The organism is Nocardiopsis ganjiahuensis DSM 45031 (assembly GCF_000341085.1).
Classification (GTDB): Bacteria; Actinomycetota; Actinomycetes; order Streptosporangiales; family Streptosporangiaceae; genus Nocardiopsis; species Nocardiopsis ganjiahuensis.
The window spans coordinates 72,575-94,405 of the sequence record NZ_ANBA01000004.1 but is presented as its reverse complement, the minus strand read 5'-3'; the positions used below and the strand labels follow the sequence as shown (position 1 = coordinate 94,405).

21 protein-coding genes are annotated in these 21,831 nt (G+C 70.5%); 10 read left to right on the top strand and 11 right to left on the bottom strand.

What is annotated here, in order from left to right:
* Positions 1-8: 8 nt before the first annotated feature.
* From D458_RS36230 to groL, 3 genes are all read left to right on the top strand, one after another.
* Positions 9-173, top strand: a complete 165-nt coding sequence (locus D458_RS36230) for a FitA-like ribbon-helix-helix domain-containing protein (RefSeq protein WP_152521054.1) — start codon at positions 9-11, stop codon at positions 171-173.
* Between the two features lie 20 nt (positions 174-193).
* On the top strand, positions 194-985 hold the full coding sequence (locus tag D458_RS0105175; protein WP_394296572.1) for an ABC transporter permease: 792 nt from the start codon (positions 194-196) through the stop codon (positions 983-985).
* A gap of 309 nt (positions 986-1,294) precedes the next feature.
* Complete coding sequence (groL, locus tag D458_RS0105170; RefSeq protein ID WP_017585662.1) at positions 1,295-2,926, top strand: chaperonin GroEL; 1,632 nt, start codon at positions 1,295-1,297, stop codon at positions 2,924-2,926.
* A 151-nt stretch (positions 2,927-3,077) separates the two neighbouring features.
* On the opposite strand, the gene zwf is transcribed toward groL, so the two are convergent.
* The 3 genes from zwf to D458_RS0105155 all read right to left on the bottom strand — a co-directional run bounded on the left by zwf (position 3,078) and on the right by D458_RS0105155 (position 5,513).
* Complete coding sequence (gene zwf / locus D458_RS0105165) at positions 3,078-4,505, bottom strand: glucose-6-phosphate dehydrogenase (protein ID WP_017585661.1); 1,428 nt, start codon at positions 4,503-4,505, stop codon at positions 3,078-3,080.
* A 122-nt stretch (positions 4,506-4,627) separates the two neighbouring features.
* On the bottom strand, positions 4,628-5,092 hold the full coding sequence (locus tag D458_RS0105160; RefSeq protein ID WP_026119013.1) for an NUDIX hydrolase: 465 nt from the start codon (positions 5,090-5,092) through the stop codon (positions 4,628-4,630).
* 85 nt (positions 5,093-5,177) lie between these two features.
* Positions 5,178-5,513, bottom strand: coding sequence for a hypothetical protein (locus D458_RS0105155; protein WP_017585659.1), 336 nt, complete (start codon positions 5,511-5,513; stop codon positions 5,178-5,180).
* 528 nt (positions 5,514-6,041) lie between these two features.
* Here D458_RS0105155 and D458_RS35275 point away from each other — a divergent pair.
* Positions 6,042-6,329, top strand: a complete 288-nt coding sequence (locus tag D458_RS35275; protein ID WP_026119011.1) for a ribbon-helix-helix domain-containing protein — start codon at positions 6,042-6,044, stop codon at positions 6,327-6,329.
* A 178-nt stretch (positions 6,330-6,507) separates the two neighbouring features.
* Here D458_RS35275 and D458_RS0105145 read toward each other — a convergent pair whose 3' ends face one another.
* The 4 genes from D458_RS0105145 to D458_RS0105125 all read right to left on the bottom strand — a co-directional run bounded on the left by D458_RS0105145 (position 6,508) and on the right by D458_RS0105125 (position 12,781).
* Positions 6,508-7,260 (bottom strand): SAM-dependent methyltransferase, encoded by a 753-nt coding sequence (locus D458_RS0105145; protein WP_017585657.1) that lies wholly within the window; start codon positions 7,258-7,260, stop codon positions 6,508-6,510.
* 205 nt (positions 7,261-7,465) lie between these two features.
* Positions 7,466-9,307: an ABC transporter ATP-binding protein gene (locus D458_RS0105135; protein WP_017585655.1), complete on the bottom strand. Its 1,842-nt coding sequence runs from the start codon at positions 9,305-9,307 to the stop codon at positions 7,466-7,468.
* Positions 9,304-11,031 (bottom strand): ABC transporter transmembrane domain-containing protein, encoded by a 1,728-nt coding sequence (locus D458_RS0105130; protein WP_017585654.1) that lies wholly within the window; start codon positions 11,029-11,031, stop codon positions 9,304-9,306. The genes D458_RS0105135 and D458_RS0105130 overlap by 4 nt, the downstream gene beginning before the upstream one ends.
* A 259-nt stretch (positions 11,032-11,290) precedes the next feature.
* Positions 11,291-12,781, bottom strand: a complete 1,491-nt coding sequence (locus D458_RS0105125; RefSeq protein ID WP_017585653.1) for a glycoside hydrolase family 43 protein — start codon at positions 12,779-12,781, stop codon at positions 11,291-11,293.
* Positions 12,782-13,246: 465 nt separating this feature from the next.
* Here D458_RS0105125 and D458_RS0105120 point away from each other — a divergent pair, with 465 nt between their 5' ends.
* Both D458_RS0105120 and D458_RS32970 read left to right on the top strand, forming a co-directional pair.
* Positions 13,247-14,035, top strand: coding sequence for a CPBP family intramembrane glutamic endopeptidase (locus tag D458_RS0105120; RefSeq protein WP_017585652.1), 789 nt, complete (start codon positions 13,247-13,249; stop codon positions 14,033-14,035).
* A 256-nt stretch (positions 14,036-14,291) separates the two neighbouring features.
* The gene (locus tag D458_RS32970; RefSeq protein WP_017585651.1) at positions 14,292-14,951 is read left to right on the top strand and encodes a hypothetical protein; all 660 of its coding nucleotides are present in this window, start codon (positions 14,292-14,294) and stop codon (positions 14,949-14,951) included.
* 23 nt (positions 14,952-14,974) lie between these two features.
* Here D458_RS32970 and D458_RS0105110 read toward each other — a convergent pair whose 3' ends face one another.
* Complete coding sequence (locus D458_RS0105110; RefSeq protein WP_017585650.1) at positions 14,975-15,400, bottom strand: NUDIX hydrolase; 426 nt, start codon at positions 15,398-15,400, stop codon at positions 14,975-14,977.
* Positions 15,401-15,533: 133 nt separating this feature from the next.
* Here D458_RS0105110 and D458_RS0105105 point away from each other — a divergent pair, with 133 nt between their 5' ends.
* Both D458_RS0105105 and D458_RS0105100 read left to right on the top strand, forming a co-directional pair.
* Positions 15,534-16,628 (top strand): zeta toxin family protein, encoded by a 1,095-nt coding sequence (locus D458_RS0105105; RefSeq protein WP_017585649.1) that lies wholly within the window; start codon positions 15,534-15,536, stop codon positions 16,626-16,628.
* An 11-nt stretch (positions 16,629-16,639) separates the two neighbouring features.
* Positions 16,640-17,227: an LURP-one-related/scramblase family protein gene (locus D458_RS0105100; protein ID WP_026119010.1), complete on the top strand. Its 588-nt coding sequence runs from the start codon at positions 16,640-16,642 to the stop codon at positions 17,225-17,227.
* 88 nt (positions 17,228-17,315) lie between these two features.
* Here D458_RS0105100 and D458_RS0105095 read toward each other — a convergent pair whose 3' ends face one another.
* Entirely contained in the window at positions 17,316-18,287 is a 972-nt protein-coding gene (locus tag D458_RS0105095) for a R2-like ligand-binding oxidase (RefSeq protein WP_017585647.1), read from the bottom strand.
* Between the two features lie 234 nt (positions 18,288-18,521).
* Here D458_RS0105095 and D458_RS0105090 point away from each other — a divergent pair, with 234 nt between their 5' ends.
* The gene (locus D458_RS0105090; RefSeq protein WP_017585646.1) at positions 18,522-18,758 is read left to right on the top strand and encodes a hypothetical protein; all 237 of its coding nucleotides are present in this window, start codon (positions 18,522-18,524) and stop codon (positions 18,756-18,758) included.
* Between the two features lie 111 nt (positions 18,759-18,869).
* Here D458_RS0105090 and D458_RS0105085 read toward each other — a convergent pair whose 3' ends face one another.
* The gene (locus tag D458_RS0105085; protein WP_017585645.1) at positions 18,870-19,598 is read right to left on the bottom strand and encodes an SDR family oxidoreductase; all 729 of its coding nucleotides are present in this window, start codon (positions 19,596-19,598) and stop codon (positions 18,870-18,872) included.
* Positions 19,599-19,674: 76 nt separating this feature from the next.
* Between D458_RS0105085 and D458_RS0105080 the strand changes: the two genes are divergently transcribed.
* Positions 19,675-20,052 (top strand): MerR family transcriptional regulator, encoded by a 378-nt coding sequence (locus D458_RS0105080; protein WP_017585644.1) that lies wholly within the window; start codon positions 19,675-19,677, stop codon positions 20,050-20,052.
* Between the two features lie 87 nt (positions 20,053-20,139).
* Here D458_RS0105080 and D458_RS0105075 read toward each other — a convergent pair whose 3' ends face one another.
* Complete coding sequence (locus tag D458_RS0105075; RefSeq protein WP_017585643.1) at positions 20,140-21,786, bottom strand: DNA repair helicase XPB; 1,647 nt, start codon at positions 21,784-21,786, stop codon at positions 20,140-20,142.
* Positions 21,787-21,831 lie beyond the last annotated feature (45 nt).

Genomic DNA, 21,831 nt, shown 5'->3' with positions numbered 1-21,831 from the left:
GTGGCGCCATGAAACAGATCTCTCTGCGCCTGCCCGAGGAGCTGCACGCCGCGCTCAAAGTTCTTGCTCGGAAGGAGGACCGTTCGTTGCATGCTCAGATCATCCGTATCCTCCGCCAAGCCAACGACAATCCGCATACCACCTCCAGTGAGACAGGTTCTGGCCAGGCCTGAAGGCTGAGCGGCCTTTTGCGATGGGCATGAACGATACGAAGAGCCCATGGCCACCAGGTTTTGACCAGGCGTATGACGCCTTGACGGTCTTCGCGCGCCAGATGCGCCCGGTGCTGTACCGGCCGTTCATGATCGTCTTCGGGATGCTCCAGCCGCTGCTGTACCTGGTGCTGTTCGCTCCGCTGCTCACCGGGCTGGCGGGCGCCGAGGGCGAGAACCCCTGGCAGTGGTTCGTGCCCGGTCTGTTCGTGATGCTGTCCCTGTTCACCGCCGGGTTCGCCGGGTTCGGGCTGCTGCCGGAGATGGCCTCCGGGGCGCACGAGCGGATGCTGGCCACCCCGGCCAGCCGGGTGGCGCTGCTGCTCGGCCGGGTCCTGCGGGACCTGGTGATCGTGCTCGCGCAGATGCTGCTGATCCTGGCGCTGGTGCTGCCGTTCGGTTTCCGGACCACCGTGCCGGGAGCCCTGGCGGGCTTCGCGCTGCTGGCGGTGCTGGGGGTCGGGCTGGCCACGCTGTCGTACCTGGCCGCGATGGTCGCCAAGCAGACCTACGTGTTCGCGCCGATCGTCCAGACCGTGTTGATGCCGCTGATGCTGCTCTCCGGTGTGCTGCTGCCGATGGAGCTGGCGCCGGGATGGTTGTACACGCTGTCGCGGTTCAACCCGGTGGCGCACGTCGTGGACGCCGCGCGGGTGCTGTTCGGGGGCGGGACCTGGGACGCCACGGTCCTGGTCGGCTGGGTGATGGCGCTCGGGCTGGCCTCTGTGGCCCTGGCGGTGGGCGCGCGTTCCATGCGGCGCCTGAACACCTGACGAACCGGGGCCAACCGGGGTTCGTCATCTGTTCGCCGAGCGCACAAACCACCAGATAGCGAGCTGTTCGCGCAGGTGAAAGGTGTTTCCAGAGGTGCGGAAATCGTGACCACATCGTTTGCACTCTCCATGGGCGAGTGCTAAAAAAGGGAGTGGTTAGCACTCACCTCTACCGAGTGCTAACCGGATCGAGGCTGCGAGATCGCGGGCCTCCGGCAGCAGGGTTGCCGGGGAGAACGCGGTCGTCCGTCGCGGGCGCACGCCTCGTCCCATCGCGTATCAGCCCGGTCACGGGAGGACAAGAACTCAATGGCAGCCAAACTGATCGCGTTCGACGAGGAGGCCCGCCGCGGCCTCGAGCGTGGTATGAACCAGCTCGCGGACGCCGTTAAGGTCACGCTCGGCCCGAAGGGTCGCAACGTCGTTCTGGAGAAGAAGTGGGGCGCCCCCACGATCACCAACGACGGTGTCTCCATCGCCAAGGAGATCGAGCTCGAGGACCCGTGGGAGAAGATCGGGGCCGAGCTGGTCAAGGAGGTCGCCAAGAAGACGGACGACGTCGCCGGTGACGGTACGACCACCGCCACCGTCCTGGCCCAGGCCCTCGTCCGCGAGGGGCTGCGCAACGTCGCCGCCGGCGCCAACCCGATCGGCCTCAAGCGCGGCATCGAAGCCGCCGTGGCCCGCATCAACGAGGAGCTCGGCAACCTCTCGAAGGACGTCGAGACCAAGGAGCAGATCGCCTCCACCGCCTCCATCTCCGCCGGTGACACCCAGATCGGTGAGACCATCGCCGAGGCGATGGACAAGGTCGGCAAGGAAGGCGTCATCACCGTCGAGGAGGGGCAGACCTTCGGGCTCGAGCTGGAGCTCGCCGAGGGCATGCGCTTCGACAAGGGCTACATCTCGCCCTACTTCGCCACCGACCTCGAGCGCATGGAGACGGTCCTCGAGGACCCCTACATCCTCATCGTCAACTCCAAGATCTCCAACAACAACGAGTTCCTGCCCGTTGTCGAGAAGGTCCTGCAGTCCGGCCGTCCGCTGATGGTCATCGCCGAGGACGTCGCCGACGGCGCCCTGCAGACCCTCGTGGTCAACAAGATCCGCGGCACCTTCAAGTCCGTCGCCGTCAAGGCTCCGGGCTTCGGTGACCGCCGCAAGGCCCAGCTCGGCGACATCGCCGTGCTGACCGGCGGCCAGGTCATCACCGAGGAGGTCGGCCTCAAGCTCGAGAACACCGAGCTCGAGCTGCTGGGCCGCGCCCGCAAGGTCGTCGTCACCAAGGACGAGACCACCATCGTCGACGGTGCCGGTGACGCCACCGCCATCGCCGGTCGCGTGAACGAGATCCGCAACGAGATCGAGCGCACCGACTCCGACTACGACCGCGAGAAGCTCCAGGAGCGCCTCGCGCGTCTGGCCGGCGGCGTGGCCGTCATCAAGGCCGGTGCCGCCACCGAGGTGGAGCTCAAGGAGCGCAAGCACCGCATCGAGGACGCCGTCCGCAACGCCAAGGCCGCGGTCGAGGAGGGCATCCTGCCCGGCGGTGGCGTCGCGCTGCTGCAGGCCAGCGTCCCCGCGTTCGAGAAGCTGGACCTCGAGGGCGACGAGGCCATCGGTGCCGACATCGTTCGTCGCGCCATCGCCGAGCCGCTCAAGCAGATCGCGGTCAACGCCGGTCTCGAGGGTGGCGTCGTGGCGGACCGGGTCAGGAACCTGGAGCCGGGCTTCGGCCTGAACGCCGCCACCGGCGAGTACACCGACCTGTTCAAGGACGGCGTCATCGACCCGACCAAGGTCACCCGTTCCGCTCTGCAGAACGCGTCGTCCATCGCTGGTCTGTTCCTGACCACCGAGGCCGTCATCGCCGAGAAGCCGGAGAAGGCGTCGGCCCCGGCCGGCGACCCGACCGGTGGCATGGGCGGCATGGACTTCTAGCAGGTCCGTGACATCCCGGGCCCGTCGGCCCGTAGGTGTCGGAGGTCCGGATACGCGACCTCGCCCGCGACAACCGGGCGGTCCCCTTCGGGGGCCGCCCGGTTTCGCTTGTCCACGGGCGCCTGTGTCCACCGCTGCTGTGCGGGCGGGCTCAGGGCTCGGGAACACCTTCCGGGCGGATCGAGTCGGCGGGCGGATGCCAGCCCTCGGCGCCCGGGAGAGCCCGCGCCGACTCCGGCCCGTAGGAGCCGCGGGCGTAGGGTTCGGGCTCCGTCGCCAGATGCACCACCGAGTCGACGATCCGCCACGACTCCTCCACCACGTCGAAGCGCACGAACTGTTCCGGATCGCCCGCCACCGCCCCGTGGAGGACGTGGTCGTAGGCCTCGTGGCCCTGGCCGAGCTGGCGTTCGACGTCGGCGCCGAGCACGAGCGGCGTCGCGGATCCGCTCTCCGCCCCGGGTTCGTTCTGCAACACCTCGAAGGTCACCCCGGCCCATGGTTCCAACTGGAAGCGGACGAGGTTGGCCGGGCCGGGGTAGAGGTCGACCGCGGGCCGTCTGAGCTCGGCCACCACCTCCCAGGAGGTGAGCGGCATGTGCTTGCCGGAGCGCACGTAGAACGGCACCCCCGCCCAGCGCTGGTTGTCCACCCACATGCGCAGCGCGAAGAAGGTCTCCGTGCTGGAGTCGGGCCGGACCCCCTCCGTTCCGAGGTAGCCCTCGTAGCGGCCCCGGACGGTGTCGGCCGGTTCGACGGTGCGCACGGCGCGCAGCAGACGCAGTTTCTCGTCCTTGAGCACCGACGCTTCGGTGGACGCAGGGGCGTCCATGGTGAGCAGGGCGAAGAGCTGGAGCAGGTGGTTCTGGAACACGTCGCGGACCGCCCCGGCGGCGTCGTAGAAGGAGCCCCGGTCCTCCACCCCGAAGTCCTCGGCCATGGTGATCTGCACGTTGTCCACGAACGCCCGGTTCCACAGGGGCTCCAGCAGGGTGTTGCCGAACCGGGTCACCGGGAGTCCGCGGACGGGCTCCTCCCCGAGGAAGTGGTCGACCAGGTAGAGGCTCTCCGAGGGGAAGCAGTCCAGGAGTTCCCGGTGCAGTCGGCGGGCCGAGTCGAGGTCGTGGCCGAAGGGCTTCTCCAGGATCAGCCGCGAGTCCCGGTTGAGTCCGGCCTCGGCCAAGGCCCGGGCGACCGTGGTGAACAGAGCGGGCGGGACCGCCAGGTAGTGGGCGGTGAAGGAGCCCGGGGGCAGCGCGCGGGCGACGGCGGCATAGGTGTCGGAGTCGTTGAGGTCGCCCGTGACCATGGTCATCCGGTCGGTCAGCTCGCGCAGGACGGACTCGTCGACCCCGGCCCCGTGCTCGGAAGGGGTCCGGGCCAGGTGTTCGGCGACCGCCTCCCCGGTCCGCTCGCGCAGGGCATCGGTGTCCCAGTCGGACCTGGCCACACCCACGATCCGGGTGCGCGGCCCCTCCCGCGCCACCAGGTGGTAGAGCGCGGGCATGAGGTACTTCTTCGCGAGGTCACCGGTGATCCCGAAGATCACCAGGGTGTCGGCGGCGGGTCCTGTGGTCATGGCGTCCCTTCGTCGCTGGCCTCAGCGCGGACCGTCGGCCGGAGGTTCCGCGCGCGTTGGCGGGCCTACCCGGGCCGGGCCGCTGCCGTGCCCAAGGACGGGCCAAGAAAGGGTGTCCGGGCTCAGGTGCCGACCCACTCCCGGACGGCGGCCTTCACCTGCGGGGTGAGGTCGCTGTCGCCGAACCGGTGGGCGGGGATCCAGCGGAAGTCCGTGTGCTCCTCGGAGAGCACCACCGCGGCCCCGTCATGGGGGAGCGCGAACGTGAACTGCCGCTTGCGGACACCGCTCCGGGAGACGTAGTCGAACCAGACCGCGAAGGGGTCCAGGGGAAGCGGTCCGGTCCGGCCGATCTCCTCCCGAAGTTCCCGGGCGAGGCCCTCGAGGATCCCCTCCCCGGGCTCGACCCCGCCGGAGGGCAGGCTCTCCGCACCGGGGTAGGAGGTGTCGTCGCTGCGGCGGCGCAGCAGCAGGATCTCGTCCCCGTCGTGCCGGTGGACGATCGCCCCGGCCGAGAAGCGCCCGATCCCGTCGGCCCGGGCCAGGGCGACCAGTTCCTTTTCGTTCTTGGGTTCCAAGGAGCGCAGGCGGTAACCGTCCGATCGGAGAGTGGGGCTCGGAGGTGCGGGGCGGTGCCCGGCCCCGATGGGACCGGGGCCGGGCACCTGGGGTTCAGCGGCCGCGGGTCATGTAGACGGCCGCTGCCAGGCTGAGGAGCCACACGGCCCCGGCCACCGCCAGCGTCACCGTCGCGGAGGCTCCGACGACGTGTGCCAGGCCACCGAAGAACAGGAGGGGAAGGGCGGTACCGGCCAAGGCGAGAAGCGAGGCCGAGGCCCTCTCGACCATGGAGCCGGCTCGAGCCTTCCCCCTCAGGCTGGCCCAGGCCCCGTCCGAGTTGATACCGCCCTCCACCTGGTAGGAGACGGGCGTTCTGTCGAAGAGGACGTCCGCCCGTTCTCTCGGGAGCTCGTCGTCGAGCCGAACCTCCCTGGTGTGGTTCTCCACCCGAGTCTCCCGCTGCTGCGGGAACTGTCCCCGGGGATCTCCCATAAACCGACCTCCAGCCATAGGCGTACAGGGGAAGTGCCGATCAGGTCCGGTGGGGGCCTCGCTGTTCGGCACCGATGACGCCGGAGCGCCGAGTGTCCACAGCGATGAGCGTAGCATGTGGTGATGGCTTCATGCATCTGATGTGATGATGAATGATGTATTGACAGCTTGTCTTGTCAGTCTGTTAAGATCCGATCAGCCTGATCATAGATGTGGAACGGAGAAGAAGGGGGCTTGGCGATGACTGCGACCCGTGCGTGGGCGAGGACTTTCCGGTGTGATTGCCGACGGGGTCCCCATGGAGAAGCGCAGGTCGGTCGTCCGTACGCCGAGGTGTTCCGCCTTCCCCCTGAGCCCAAGCGTTGCCTCATGCCGCCCGCGAGGTCCCTCGCGCGGTGCTTCCGGCTTTCCTCACGGCCGTGCATCCCGCGGCTCCCCGCTGATCGAGCCCGCTGCCGTCAAGCCAGAGAACGAGGTTGTGTCATGTCACCCAAGAGCACAGGAAGCGAACTCACCGATGCCTCCCAGGGGCGGGGCCGTTCACCCGGACGCAGGGCCGCCGGCTCTTCGGCGCGTGTCACCGTCAACCTGACCGCACGATCCACCAAAGCATTGGAAGAGGCCGTCGCCGCCACGGGTGACACCCAGACCGATGTCATCAACCGTGCCCTTCAGGTGTACGCCTACCTGGAATCGGCCATGGCCGAGGGCGACCGCGTCTACCTGGAGAACGCCGAACGCCAGGAGCGCGAGCGCCTGAGGTTCTTCTGAGCGCCGGACCTTTCGTGTGCCCGGATCCCCGTACCTGGCCTTCCTGGAAGGCCCACCTCCGCTGAGGGCGGTCTCCGGTCGTGAGCGTCGAGTGTCCACAACACCGGCTTCCGGCCGAGTCGCCCTCAGCCCGAACGGGATCCGGGAAGCATGCCCGGAGCCCGTGCAGGTGGCCGCCTCAGGCCCGGAGCAGGGTCAGGTAGGCGAAACCGATGGTCTCCCGGGCGCCGTGCAGCCGGAACCGGCGCATCCGGTCCGCGCGCTCCCGTACCGCGTCGGCGCCGGGGGCGTCCGGGTTGGCCAGGAGCCAGTCCTCCCGGCCCCGGAGGACGCCGTTCTCCATCACGTCCCACTCGGCCACGGTGGCCTCCGACAGCGAGTACAGCCGGAACCCGTGGGACAGCGCGAAGTCGACCAGCTCCGGCAGCGGGCGGTACTGGCCGCGGGTTCCCTCCATCACCGCGTACTCCTCCTCGCTGGGGGTGCGGCGCCAGAAGCACTCCCCTAACAGGGCCTTCCCGCCGGGACGGACCAGGTCGGCCAGCGCGGTGAGGGCGTTCGCCGTGTGCGTGACCGGCTCTCCGCCCCACACGTGCGAGGCGCCGATGTTGAACACGACGTCGGTGGGTTCGCCCTGCCACGCGCCGACGTCGCCGACCTCCAGGTCGACCCGATCGGCCAGCCCGCGGCCCTCGGCGTTGGCCCGGGCCCGGCGGATGTCCTCCTCGTCCAGGTCGATGCCGAACCCGGTGGCGGCGGGCTCGGCGGCCAGCGTCCGGAGGAGGAGTTCGGCCCAGCCGCAGCCGAGGTCGACGACGTGGCGGCCGGCCAGCGGGCCGAGCGAGTGGACGAGCTGTGCGGCGCGCTGGTCGGAGAGCGGACCGTGGAAGACGAGGTCCCGGTGCAGCGGGGGGAGTTCAGGGGAGGTCATCCGAGCAGGTTCGCCCACCCGGACCGGGACTGTCCACCTGTTTTCCGGCGATGAGCAGGGTTGTTCTGCGAACAGGCCACCACGGTGGACTTCGGGGACAGGATCCGCCTTCCGGAACCCTTCGACCTGGAGATCGACACCTCCCGGTTCCCCGGCCCGGACCAGTGGCCTACCTGAGCGCCACCGGTCCGGACCTGTCGAAGGATCAGTTGTCGCCGTGCCAGGCGTGCCAGAGCCCGGCGTAGGAACCGCCCCGGGCGAGCAGCTCCTCATGGGTGCCCAGCTCGGTGACACCGCCGCCCTCGACCACCGCGACGCGGTCGGCGTCGTGGGCGGTGTGGAGGCGGTGCGCGATCGCCACCACCGTGCGGCCCTCGAGGACACTCGCGAGAGAGCTCTCCAGACCGCGGGCCGAGCGCGGGTCGATCATCGAGGTCGCCTCGTCCAGGACCAGGACCTGCGGGTCGGCCAGCACCACCCGGGCCAGGGCCAGCTGCTGGACGTGCGCCGGGTCCAGGGGTTCCCGGCCCGAGCCCACCCTGGTGTCCAGGCCGTCCGGCAGGGCCCGTACCCAGGTGTCGGCGCCCACGGATTCCAGCGCACGCCACAGGCGTTCGCGGTCGGTGTCGGTTTCGTCCAGGGCCAGTGCCAGGTTCTCGGCGAGGGTGCCCCGGAAGACGTGGCTCTCCTGGCTGAGCAGGATCACCCGCTCTCTGCGTTCCTCGGGAGCCAGAGTGCCGAGGTCCGCGCCGCCGATCCGGACGGTGCCGGAACCGGGCGGGTAGACCCCGGCCAGGAGCTTGCCGAGGGTGGACTTGCCCGCCCCGCTCGGCCCCACCACGGCCAGTCGTTCACCCGGTCGCAGATCCAGGTCGACGCCGTGCAGCACCTCGGTGCCGGGGGTGTAGCCGAACCGCACCCCGTGGATCTCCACGGTGCCCGGTTCGCGGGGTTCGTGTTCGGTTCCGGGACGGGTGCCCTCTCCGGTGAGCTGGACCCCCAGCAGGCGGCGCAGCGCGGTGAAGCCCACCATCACGTTGTCGATCTGGTCGATCATGTGGTCCAGCGGCTTGGACACCTGCACGGTCAGGAAGACCGCCGTGGCGATCTGACCCAGGGACAGCTCGCCCTGGGTGTACAGCACCCCGGCGACCAGGAACGTCGTCGCCGAGGCGAACAGGTACGCGAACTCCAGCGGCGGGTACCACACGCTCCGCAACCACAGTGTGTACCGCTCGGCCAGATAGGAGCGGTGCACGTCGGCGTCGGTGCGCAGGTCCTGCCACTCCTGGCGGCCCAGCGCCTCCAGGGTGTGCGCGCCCTCCACGGTGTCGGACACGCCCTGGGTGAGCCGCGAGTAGGTGCTCATCTCGGCGAGGTAGCCGTCGGGCGCGCGCCGCGCGTACCAGCGCGTTCCCGCCCAGATGACCAGGGCCGAGGGGGCCCAGGCGAGCAGCAGCGCGGGGTGCAGGAAGGCCTGCGCCACCAGGATGACCAGGACGGTCGCCAGGCCGGTGGCGATCACCGGCACCGACTGGCGCACCATCATGCTGAGCGAGTTGATGTCCCGACCGGTCCTGGAGACCAGGTCGCCGGTGCCCGCGCGCTCCACCGTCCCCAGGGGCAGCCGCAGGACGGAGCGCACGAACTCCTCGCGCAGCTCGGCCAACAGCCCTTCTCCGAAGCGGATCGACTGGGCCACCGCCGCCAGTAGGAGGGCGGCGTTGACCAGCAGAGCGGCGACGATCATCAGGGCCATGACGTCCACGCGCGCCGGAGAGGCACCCTCGCGGACGGCGTCGACGATCATCCCGAGCATCCACGGGGCGACCAGTGCCGATGCCGTGGCCAGCGCGAACAGCGCCACCACCCGGAACAGGAGCGCGCCGTGGTCACGTCCCGCCTGCCGCAGGCGGCGCCACACCACCGGGGCGGGGGCGACCGGAAGCGCGGTCGGCTCGATCGGTGCGGTGGGCGGACCGCCGGGTACGGGGTCGACAGTTGGATCGGACCCGGTCGGAGCCTGGGGCCTGGCGGTCTGGGTCATACCTTCTCCCCCTCCACCGTCGTGCGCAGGACGGTGGCGGCATAGGCGTCCGTGTGGAGCAGGTCCCGGTGGGCGCCCTCGGCCGCCACCCGGCCCTCCACGACGAACTGGACGTGGTCGGTGCGGTCCAACAGCAGCGGGCTGGTGGTGACCACACCGGTGGCGCGGTCGGGGCGCGCCTCGGCGAGGCGCTCGGCGACGGCCGCCTCCGAGTGGGCGTCCACCGCGGAGGTGGGTTCGACGAGGATCAGTACTTCGGGGTCCCTGAGCAGGGCGCGGACCAGCCGGAGCCGCTGCTGCTGGCCGCCGGAGTACTCGCGGCCGCGTTCGGTGAGTTCGGCGTCCAAGCCCCGGGGCGACTGGGCGAGCACGTCCTCGGCCGCGGCGGTGCGGACCGTCGCGGTGAGGTGTTCGTCGGAGGCGGAGCCCTCGGGGTCGAGTTCGTCGCGCAGCCGCCCGGAGAACAGGTGGGCGTCGTTGCCCGCGACCAGGACACGTCGGCGGACCTCGGCCAGGGGCAGGTCGCGCAGGGGTACTCGGCGGGAGTCGGCGCCGGCCAGTTCGGTGCCGCCGTCCCGGTAGCGGCCCAGCCGTTCGACGAGTGGGGTCACGTCGGCCTGGTCGGCGCAGACCACACCGGTGAGCCTTCCGCGAGTGAGGCTGACGCCGCTGGCAGGATCGTGCAATTCGTACGTGTGCGCCGGGGCCTCGGCCGGGTCATCGGGTTCGGGCAGGTCGTGCTCCAGAGCCAGGACCCGCACCACACGGGTGGCCGCTACCCGGGCGGTCACGAAGTCGGAGGCGAAGCGCATGAAGAAGCGCACCGCCGTGGCCAGAGAACCGGTGTAGCCGTAGAAGGCGACCAGTTGGCCCACGGTAATCTCGCCGACCAGCGCCAGCCGGGCGCCGTACCAGACGATCCCCACCAGGAGCAGCCCCGGATAGAGGGTGCGGACGGCTTCCAGGGCGGCGTCCATCCAGCCGACCCGGACCCCGGCGGCGCGCACCCGTTGGGATTCGGCCCGGTAGCGGTCGCCCACCGAGCGCTCGCCGCCCACCCCCCGCAGCACCCGCAGCCCGGCGACCAGATCGGTGGCCCTGGTGGTGAGGTCGGCCTGCCGGTCGCGGTGGGCGCGCGTGCGGCGGTTGAGCGGTCGCAGCAGCGGGACCATGCCGACGACGATCAGGGGCACCGCCACCAGCACGATGAGCCCGAAGGTGACGTGCGAGGTCAACATGAGGAAGCCGACCACCAGGACCGAGACGGTCGAGGAGACCAAGAGGTCGGAGCGTTCGTAGAGGACGCCGACACGGTCGATGTCGTCGGTGCCGACCGCCACGACCTCACCGGTGGGCAGGCGCCGGGTGAGGGTCGGTCCCAGACGGGAGGAGCGCCGGGTGATCAGCTGGATCGTGCGGTAGGCGGAGGAGTACCAGTTGAAGGCGCTCGCCCGTTCGTACAGGGGGACCATGGCCGCGGCCAGCAGGGCGCACAGCGTGATCAGCCCGAACCAGTACAGCAGGGTCCCGAGGCCGCCGTCGGCCAACCCGGAGTCCAGCGCGGCCCCGAGCAGGTAGGAGACCAGGATCGCGCACAGGAAGTAGACCGAGGTGATCAGCGACGCCCACAGCAGGGAGCGCCACTCCCTGCGGGCGAGCCAGAGCAGGTAGCGGTTGGCGGAACGGTGGTCGGGGACGCCCGGAGGCTGGGGAAGTACACGCACAGTTCCGGGACTCTAACCAGGGGATCCGAAGGAAACCACTGCTTTTCTCAGGGCCTGGGCGGCAGGGGTTCCGAGTGCGGGGGAGGGATGCCGCAAGGGGCGCAGGCAGGCTCTGAGACGGCCCTGGGAAGGCGCTGGAAAGGGTAGGCGGCCTGGACAGGAAGGCGTCTGGGGCGCCCGGAGAAAAGTCTCCGGGAACGGCCGGTGCCCCGGAGCGCACCGTGCGCTCCGGGGCACCGTGAAGGAGCCGGTGTGCGGGTCAGACCCGGCTGCCCCACAGGGAGACGCCCGCCTCGGACAGGACGCTGAAGGTCAGCACCCACGACTCCAAGGTCGGATCCCACTGGTGGGTGAACACGCCGTCGTAGGTCTCGCCCCCGACGGTGATCTCGGCGCGGTTGCCGTCGTAGAACCTCCATTCGCCCTCGGCGCCACCGGAGATCCGGCCGTCGTCGGTCAGCTCGACGCTCACGGCCTCGTTGACGTCCGCGGAGATCGCCTTGCCGTGGTCGATGAGGCGGTACTCGCCGGCGGCGTCCGCGACGTCGACCGGACCCGCCTCGGCGCCGGCGAACCGGTACGGGGCGACGACCGGCCAGCCCTCGGAGTTCATGTACATCTCGTGGGCGCGGACCTGGTGCATCTCACCCGTTCCCGGGAAGCGGGAGTGGAAGACCAGGTACATCCGACCCGTGTCGGGGTCCAGGTGGGAGGTGCTGTGCCCGGGGGAGACGTACCCGTGGCCGGGGCCTTCTCCGGGGTCGCCCGGTTCCCGCTGGAACAGGAAGTTGCCCATGAGCTTCGCGCCGTACGGCTCGATGGACACGTCGTCGAAGACCGGCAGGGAGGGGTCGGACCTGACCTCCCGCATGTCGTTTCCGGCGGCGTCGAGGTACGGGCCGTCCGGGCTCTCGGCGCGGGCCACCCGCATGTTGTAGCCGCCGTCCGCGTCGAGGCCGCCGAAGGTGGAGAACAGGTAGTAGTAGCCGCTCCCGGGGTCGTGCATGAGGTCGGGGGCCTCGATCCGGCTGTGGTTGCCGCCGGTCAGGTGGGTGCCGTAGCCCTGGTCGGGCAGGGGCATCCCGGTCTCCTCGTCCAGCTCCAGGATGAACAGGCCGCCGGAGTAGGAGCCGTAGACCATCCACAGCCTGCCCTCGTCGTCGTGGAAGACGTCGGGGTCAACCGCGTTCGGGTGGATGAGGGGGTCGTAGGGGGTGCCGTCCTCACCGGGGCCCTCGCCCTCGCGGTGGCCCGAGCGCAGGAAGATCCCGAGGTCCTCGTAGGGGCCCTCCACGCTGTCGGCCACGGCCACGCCCATGGCCGAGCGGGGAGAGTCGCCTCGGCAGGCGTTGTAGTACATGTAGTACCGGCCGTCGGCGAGCTGGATGACGTCGGGGGCCCAGAGGGTGTCGGTCTCGGCCCATTCCAGGGCTTCGGAGAGTTCGCGGGTGACATCGTCGAACAGGGGGTTCTCGGGGGTCACCAGTTCGGCGGTCTGCTCCCAGGCGATGAAGTCCTCGGTCTTCGCGGCGGCCAGGTGCGAGCCGAACACCCAGTACTCGTCACCGGCCTCCACGATCGAGGGGTCGTGCACGGTGACGTCCGCGAAGCGCGGCGGGTCGGGCAGGTCCGATCCCGTGCTCACCAGTTCCTGTGCGGGGGTGTCGTCTGAGGCCAGTGTCCACACGGTCAACGCGCCCGCGGTCAGGGCCACCGCGGAGGCGGCCGCGACCAGTGGTCGAAATGCCACGGGGGTTCTCCTTGACTGTCGTCCTCACGCCGGAGGGGCGGCGTGGAATCTCAGCGGGATCCGCCCGCTGAAAAGTGAGAGTTAGCGCTAACAACCCGGATTTGGTGGTCCACCCTGCCCTGACGCAGAGACAGGGTCAAGTGACACCGGGTACCCGAAAACGGGGGCGTGGACGAAACCACTGCTCAGGGTGGAGCCGGACGAAGGAAACAAGAACCGGGGATCCGGTGGACGCCGCCGGCCCCTCCCCCGTTCCACGGTCGCGGTCCGGACCGGAGCGCGTCCGGGCCGCGGATCCGATGCGGTGGCCGGTGGAATCAGGGGCATCCCAGGGTGTTCCCCGATGCCCCTGCGAGTGGCCTGCGTGACGCTGGTTCCATGGATGAACCGCCCGCTCACCCCTTTCGAGGCGTCCGAACCGACGGACCCGCCCGACCGAACCTCCTCCTGAGGGTCACCGCCGTCATGGCAGGGGCCCTCCTGATCTGGTACCTGTCGGTGACATTGGTCGAGGCCCTGCCGCTGGAGACCACCAGCAGGGTCGGCACGGACCGCTGGGTGACCGCCCTGCTGTTCCTCGGCCTGACCCTGCTGATGGTCTGGGCGGCCCGCCGTTACCTGGACCGCCGCCCCTGGAGCGGTCTCCGGCTGACCGGGCCCCGCGAGGCCTGGTGGCCGCTGCTCGTGGGCACGCTCTCCTGGGCGGTTCCCGGACTGCTGGGACTGGCCCTGGCCGCTGCCGTGGGGATCTCGATCACCCCGGCGGCGCCCCTGGCGGAGATCCTGCTGTCCCTGCTGGTGCTGGCGGTCGTGGTGCTGCTCTCCGAGGCGGTGCCCGAGGAGCTCGTCTTCCGGGGCCACCTCTTCCGCAACCTCAACACCGCCATGGCGACATGGCTCGCCGTGGCGGTCCAGGCCCTGCTGTTCGGCTTCTGGGGGACGGCCCTGTGGGTGATCACTGAGGGCTGGGAGACGGTCGGCGAGCGGCTGCCGATGTTCCTCGGGATGGGAGTGGTGCTCGGCTGCATCCGGGTGCTCACCGACAACCTCTGGGCCTGCGTGGGCTTCCACGTGGCCTTCCAGACCGCGGCCCAGGGCCTGCTGGGCTGGGAGCTGTTCGAGGTGAGCGACGAGGACGGGGTCATGAGAACCCTCCTCCTGGCCCCGTTCGTGCTCGGGGTGCTCACCGCCATGCTGCTCCTGCGGACCACCGGCCGCTGGAACGGCAGGGTCGCCGACCCGGTGGAAGGCTGAATCAGGTGAGGGCCGGTTCCACGGTCGTCCCACGGCGACCGGGGCGACCTCCGAGTCAGGTGTGTTCGATAGAACTGGACCGACCACTTTCCGACCGCTGACAGCTTGAGGCGTCCCGATGGAACAACCACCGCATCGCCCGCAAGGCCCCCTGACCGGAGGGCCCGACCCGTCCCGGGGAGCACCGTTCCAGGGCCCGCCGACCTGGGGCCGGCCGGAGGAACCGGTGGCCCGTCCGCAGGGAAGACGAACCGGGATGGTCGTCGGCGCCGTCGTGGGAGCACTGGTGCTGGTGGTTTCCGTCGGTGGTGTCCTGGCGTGGGCCGGTTCCGGACGCGACCTCGTCGCCCTGCCGGACGACTGCTCGGCCGTGGTCGGCGACGAACTGCTGGCGGAGGCTTTCGACGGCGCGGTCCCTGACCTGGACGGCGGCTTCACCACCGCCGACCCCGACGAGCTGGGGCTCCATGGGGAACTGCGGTGTTCCGCCTCCCACGAGGGCGCGAGACTGTCCGTCGCCGTTCTTCTCTCCGACGGCGAGGACGAGGAGCGCCTGGAGCGGTACTTCCAGAAGTACGGGGAGCCCACCGGCGAGCACTACGACGGGGCCCCGGCCGGTGAGCTCACCGAGCACGACCTCGGGAACGGGTACTCCGTCGACGTCCTGTGGGACGACCCCTCCCTCGGGGAGCGGAGCGTGGTCGGCGTGACGGTCGACGGCTCCGGGGACGGGGGCTACTTCGTCATGGAGGGCGGCCAGGGTGCGGTGTGGGCCGGCAACGCCGTCGTCATGGTGGGCCTGGACAACTCGATGGCCCCGGAGTCCTCGGGCCTGGACGCCGAGAGCCTTTACGCGCGGGTCGAGTCCCTCACAGCCGCCGTTGTGGACCAGGTGCCGCGCGTGGCCGAGCGGTAGGCCGACCAGGGAGGCCAGGGAGGCTAGGGCAGTCGGCCCCGGGCGTGCAGGAGCTCGACGAGTTCACGCACGGCCGGGGCGCACCGGTCGCGCTCGGCGTAGGAGATCCACACGGTCTCCAGGATCTCGTTGTCCGGCACGATCTCCCCGTCGTGCTCTGCGCCGTAGCAGAGCATCCGCACCCTGGTCCCCGGCGGCTGGTCGTGCGCCTCCTGGTCGATCACCGCGACCTGCTGGAAGGTCCCGGGGCGCAGGACCACGCTGACCTCCTCCAGGGACTCGCGGGCCACCGCCTCCTCGTCGCTCTCGCCCGGCTCGCGTTTGCCGCCGGGGACGTACAGGAGGTCCTTGCCCTCGGGGAGCACGCACAGCAGGCGGCCGTCGCGTACGTGGACCCAGGCGAGGGCCTCGATGACGGCGGGGGAGGAGGGGAGGGAGTTCGACGACATGTGGCCACTTTAGGACGCGGCGAAGGGGCGCGAACCGCTGACCGCCGGTGAGCCGAGACACTAGCCTGCAGTCAAGCGGTTGCGTACACGTACGGCCCCCTCCCCGGCCGGGCCACAGCGAGAGCGGACGAACATGGCATCCTCCGGAACCGAACCGGGCCTGGGGCCCGACCCCTCGGCCGAGAGCGGCGGCGACGGGGTCCGGCCCCTCCTCACGGAGAGCTCCAGCGGCGGCGTCCCGCCCCAGACCGTCGCCCAGCGCGAGGCGCGCGAACACGCCTACAACCTCTACAGCGCGGCGATCGGCGCCTGCCTGGCCCGACGGGACAAGGACCCCTCGCTGGTCGAGCGGGCCGCCCTCCTGCTGGCCGAGGAGGCACGGCTGCCCCACATGACCCCCGACGAGATCGACCGCGCCAACCACGAGCTGCCCCGACTCGTCGACGAACTCCGTACCGACCCCGTGTGCGCTCCCGCCGGAGCCGGCCCGGGCGACCTGGGGCGCGAACTCTCCGAGGACGACCTGGCGGAGCTCTTCGACCTCTCCCTGCGCGAGAGGCTCACCGGAACCCCGCGCGAACGGCCCCGGCTGCTGCTCTTCGGCGGCCAGCCCGGGTCCGGCAAGTCCACCCTCCAGCGCCTCGTCCTGCCGGTCCTGCCGGAGGGGACGGTGAGCTACGACGGTGACGACCTGCTGCGGTTGTCCCCCGACTACGAGTGGTCCATGACCGCGGACGACCGGGCCGCCTCCACCGCGGTGTCCGAGCAGGTCGGCGGCTTGCACGGGCTGGCCATGGAGCACGTGCGCCGGGGCCGGTTCGACGTGGTGTGCAGCCACCCCCTGGGCCGTGCGGACTGGGCGGCGTCCTGGGTCCTGGGGTTCAGGGACGCCGGGTACCGGGTGGAGGTCGCCTTCGTGGCCACGCACACCTCCAACAGCCGCTTCTCGATCTTCGACCGCCACGAGCGCGCCACCCGCGCGCAGGGGTTCGGCCGCTGGCTGCCGGAGATCCACCACGACCGCTTCTACCTGGGTGTGCCGAACACCGTCGAGTTCCTGGAGACCCACCACCTGGCGGACTCGGTGTACGTGCTCTCGCGGGAGGGGGAGGTGCTCTACGCCAACCACCAGCGGAAGGGTGTGTGGCGGACCGAACCGTTCGGCCGGATCGCTTTGGAGGCCGAAAGGGGCCGACGCGAGCTCTGGCGCTCCGAGGACATGGCCTAAGGTCGCTGCCCATGGACATTTTTGCCGCCAATCCCCTCCTGGTGCGTCAGCCCAGGCGCTTCATGGTCGACAGATCCGACTACGAGGTCTACGACCAGTACGGTCGGCAGATCGCCTGGGCGCAGGAGCAGAACGCCGACGGAGGGATGCAGGTGCTGCGGCACCTGGCCAGGAACACCGGTGGTTTCGAGCGCCGCGTCCACATCAGTGATCTGCACGGGCAGCAGCGGCTGGTGATCCAGAAGCACTGGTCCTGGATGACGGCCACCACCAGTGTGGTCCTGCCCGACGGCCGGCCGGTGGGCACGATCGAGCAGGACCTGAAGTTCTTCGGGGCCAAGTTCACGCTGATGGACGCGTGGAAGCGGCAGGTCGGCACGATCGAGGGCAACTTCACCGGTCGGGACTTCCAGATCTGCGACCACAACGGGCACGAGGTCGCCCGGGTCAACCGCAGCCTCCCCGACCTCGGGGAGCTGTTCACCGCGGCGGACAGCTACGCGCTGCACCACCGGTACCCGAGCCTGCCCGAACCGCTGCGCACCCTGATCGTGGCCTCCGCCATCGCCATCGACCTGGTGCTGCGCGAGGGCAAGTGACCGGAGGGCCGGTGGCCCGAGGGCGGGCGGCCGGGGAGGGGCCCGAGGGCGGGCCGGGACGGGGCCCCGGTCCGGCCGCCCGCCGGGGTCAGGCCTTCAGCCCGGCCATGACCGCGCGGTCCTCGGCGCCGAACTGCTCCTCCAGCTCCTCCGGTGAGGCGTCCAGGTCGATCTGCCCGAGCGGGACCCCGCGGGCGGACTCGATGGCACCCAGCCGCCGTAGGGCGCGGTTGCTCGCGTACTCCAGGAGCTCGCCCGGGGGGAGTTCGTACCGCTGGTCGGCCGGGTCGTTCGAGGGGACGTCACCGCGTTCGACGGTGCCCATCACGTGGGGGAGCAGCTCGTCGAGGCGTTCGCTCACCACGTCCCAGTTGCTGTCGTCGGCGGCCACGTGGCGGCGGCAGGTGAAGGTGCCCCAGGCCATGTGGCGGCGCTCGTCGTCCCCGATACGCCGGATGATCTGGCGCATGCCGGGGAAGATGTCGCGCACGGTGCACACGTGGTTCCAGGCGTAGTAGCCGGTCAGCGCGAGGGAACCCTCGACGATGTGGTTGTAGGTGACCGAGGCGCGCACCTGGTTGCGGGGGCTGGGGTCGTCCAGGAGCGCCTCGAGCGAGCTGGGGAGCTCCTCGTAGAACAGGGCCCGGTAGGCGGGGTTGGCGTCCACGAACCGGTGGAGGTCCTCCCGGACGCCGATGGCGTCGAGCCAGAGCCGGAAGGCCTGGACGTGCTTGGCCTCCTCGAAGGCGAACTGGGTCAGGTACATCTCGTCGCCGAGGCGGCCCTCGGCGGCCATGGCGCGCAGGAACGGCTGGAGGTCCTCGGTGACCGCCTCCTCGCCCGCCACGAAGAAGGCGCACAGCCGCAGGATGCGGGTCCGCGCCTCCTCGTTGAGTCCCTGCCAGTCCTCGGCGTCCTGGCTGAGGTCGATGTCGGCGGGGTTCCAGAACTTCGCGTTGCCCTTGACGAACAGCTTGAGGGGGAGCGATTCCCAGTTCAGGCCGCCGCCTCGGAGTGAGTGGAAGCCGCTGCGGTGCCCGGTGGCCGGGGCTTCGGTCATGAGGGGTACCTCCGTCGGGTGTGCTGCCCCTCATGATTGGACACGACGCTCCCTCGTGTAAACCCCCGTAGTGGCCTGAGTCACCGAAAGCCAGAACTCGGTTCGGCCTTCGCCGTGCGGTGGTCCCGGCCCGGGGCGGGGCCGGGATCCGTCCGTAACCGACGACGATCCGGCCCCGCCGAAACGGTACGGTCAGGAGGTACGACCGTATGAACGATCCGATCGGGGGACGACGTGTTCTGTGGTGATCCCGGCAGCCCCGGTTACGCCGCGTGCGCCGCCCAGTCCCAGCTGTTCGCGCTGGCCTCGGTGATCCCCGCGCTGCTCGGCCTCGCCCTGCTGGTGGCAGCCTTCACCGCGCCCTCCGTCCGAGGCGACCGGGTGCTGCGCACCCAGACGCTCAGCTACTCCCTCATCGCCTGGGGCATCGCCGCCGGAACCTACGTGATCGGCGTCCTGCCGTCCTGGTAGCCGAGGGCGCAGGCCGGGCCGTTGACCGGGTCGGCGGCGGCGGTGCGGACCCGGAACCGGTGCTGCCGCCAGTCGGCACGACGGCGATCAGCCCGGCCCCGGCCGGGCCGCTCAGGTCGCGGCCAGCGCCGCCAGGGCGCGGTCCATCGCGGTGTAGAACTCCTCCGGCGCCAGCGGCAGCCGGGACTTGACGTCCCGGCTCCACTGGTCGGCGAGGACCTCGGCGGAGCCCGCCTCGACACCGTCGAGCGCCGCGTCGGCCAGGTCCGACGGCGCGATCTTGTCCACGGGCCAGCCCGCGGCCATGTCGGTGTCGGCCAGGCCCAGGTGCACCGCCGTCACGAGCGTGCCCTGCTCGGCCAGCTCCAGTCGGACGCCGTTGGTCATGGCCCACGCCGCGGCCTTGGTCAGGTGGTAGGCGTTGGCGCCCTTGGCCCCGAACCACGACATGGCGGAGAGGACGTTCACGACCGCGCCCCCGCCGTTCCCGGCGAGCACCGGCGCGAACTCCCGGATCGTTCCCAGGTGGCCGAACACGTTGGTCTCCAGCTCGCGCCGCACTTCGTCCAGCGAACCGGTCACCAGTTCGGTTCCGGTCTGGATCCCCGCGTTGTTGACGAGCAGCGAGACGTCGGGGGCGGCCTCGGCGGCTGCCCTCACGGAGGCGGGATCGGTGATGTCGAGGGGCAGCGCCTCTGCCCCGGGCAGGTCGACGGTCTCCGGGCGGCGGGCCGTCGCGTAGACCTTGCGGGCGCCCCGCTCGAGCAGGCGCTGGGCGAAGGCGCGGCCCAGGCCGCGGTTGGCTCCGGTGACAAGGGCGACTGAGTCGGTGATGTCCATGTCCGATACGCTAAAACCTGACGTTGACGTCAGAGGCAAGCGCTAGGCTGTCGGATTCGGGGTGAGGGGCATCACCATGACCATCACGGAGGCCGCGGGCGAAGGGCTGGTCCGCATCGGCCAGGTGGCGCGGGACGCCGGAGTCTCGGTGCGCGCCGTGCGCTACTACGAGCAGCAGGGGCTGCTCACCGCGGAGCGCAGCCCGTCCGGCCAGCGCCTCTACCGGCAGGACGCCGTCCCCCTGGTGCGCTTCTTCCAGCAGATGTACGCGGCCGGTCTGACCAGCCGAAGGATCGCGGAACTCCTTCCGTGCTGGGACTCCGGGCACACAGACGCAGAGCAGCGGGCCATGCTGCGCGCCGAGCGCGACCGGATCCAGGCCAAGGTCGACGACCTGCAGACCGCCCTGGACCGCCTCGACGAGGTCATCAGGACCACGGACACGCACCCGTAGACCCGGACGGTCGCCCCCGCACGAGCGGTCCGCGGCTGTGGCGCCGGCCCTTCCGCACCGGCCCCGAGGGAACGCCGACGGCGCCGCTCAGATCTCCTCGCCCGCCAGGAGGTCGCCCGCGTCGGTGATCCGGTACGCGTACCCCTGCTCGGCCAGGAACCGCTGCCGGTGGGCGGCGTAGTCCTGGTCGAGGGTGTCCCGGGCCACCACCGCGTAGAAGCGGGCGGTGCGGCCGTCCGCCTTCGGGCGCAGGACGCGGCCCAGCCGCTGGGCCTCCTCCTGTCGGGAACCGAAGGAACCGGACACCTGGACCGCCACCCCGGCCTCGGGGAGGTCGATCGAGAAGTTGGCGACCTTGGACACCACCAGGGTGCGCAGCTCACCCGAGCGGAAGGCGTCGAACAGGCGCTCCCGCTCCTTGTTGCGGGTCTCGCCCTTGATGACCGGGGCGCCCAGCCGCTCACCGAGCTCGTCGAGCTGGTCGATGTAGGAGCCGATGACCAGGACCTGTTCGTCCGGGTGGCGCTCGACGATCTGCCGGACCACGGTCGTCTTCGTCTCCGAGGACGCGCAGAACCGGTACTTGTCCTCCGGCTCGGCGGTCGCGTACGCCAGCCGCTCGGACTCCGACAGGTCCACCCGGACCTCCACGCAGTCGGCCGGGGCGATCCACCCCTGGTTCTCCATGTCCTTCCACGGGGCGTCGTAGCGCTTCGGGCCGATCAGGGAGAACACGTCGCCCTCCCGGCCGTCCTCGCGGACCAGGGTCGCGGTCAGCCCCAGGCGGCGGCGGGCCTGGAGGTCAGCGGTCATCCGGAAGATCGGTGCCGGCAGCAGGTGCACCTCGTCGTAGACGACCAGGCCCCAGTCCTTGGCGTCGAACAGCTCCAGGTGGGTGTACACGCCCTTCCGGCGCGCCGCCATCACCTGGTAGGTCGCGATGGTGACCGGCCGGATCTCCTTGCGCGTGCCCGAGTACTCGCCGATCTCGTCCTCGGTCAGCGACGTCCGCTTGAGCAGCTCCGACTTCCACTGGTGCACCGAGACCGTGTTGGTCACCAGGATCAGCGTCGTCGCGCCGGTCATCGCCATCGCGGCCGCGCCGACGATCGTCTTCCCGGCGCCGCAGGGCAGCACGACCACGCCGGAACCGCCCGCGTGGAAGCTCTCCGCGGCCTCCTGCTGGTACCCGCGCAGCTCCCAGTCGCCGTCGGCCAGATCGATCTCGTGGGCCTCACCGTCGACGTACCCGGCCAGGTCCTCGGCGGGCCAGCCGATCTTCAGCAGGGCCTGCTTGAGGTTGCCGCGCTCGCTGGGGTGCACCGCGACCGAGTCCTCGCCCAACCGCTCGCCCAGCATGCCCTTGAGCTTCTTGGCCCGGACGACCTCCTCCAGGACGGCGCGGTCCGAGGACTCCAGGATCAGGCCGTGCACCGGGTCGCCGACCAGCCTGAGCCGCCCGTAGCGGTCCATGGTCTCGGCGATGTCCACGAGCAGCGAGTGCGGGACGGGGAACTTGGAGAAGCGGAGGAGGGAGTCCACGACCTGCTCGGCGTCGTGTCCGGCGGCACGCGCGTTCCACAGCGCCAGCGGGGTGATCCGGTAGGTGTGCACGTGTTCGGGCGCACGTTCGAGCTCGGCGAACGGGGCGATGGAACGGCGGCACTCCGGAGCGAGTTCGTGGTCGATCTCGAGCAGGAGTGTCTTGTCGGACTGGACGATCAGGCAGGACACACGGGACCTTCCATCAGGCACGGGAAACGGGGGCGGCCCCAGGTG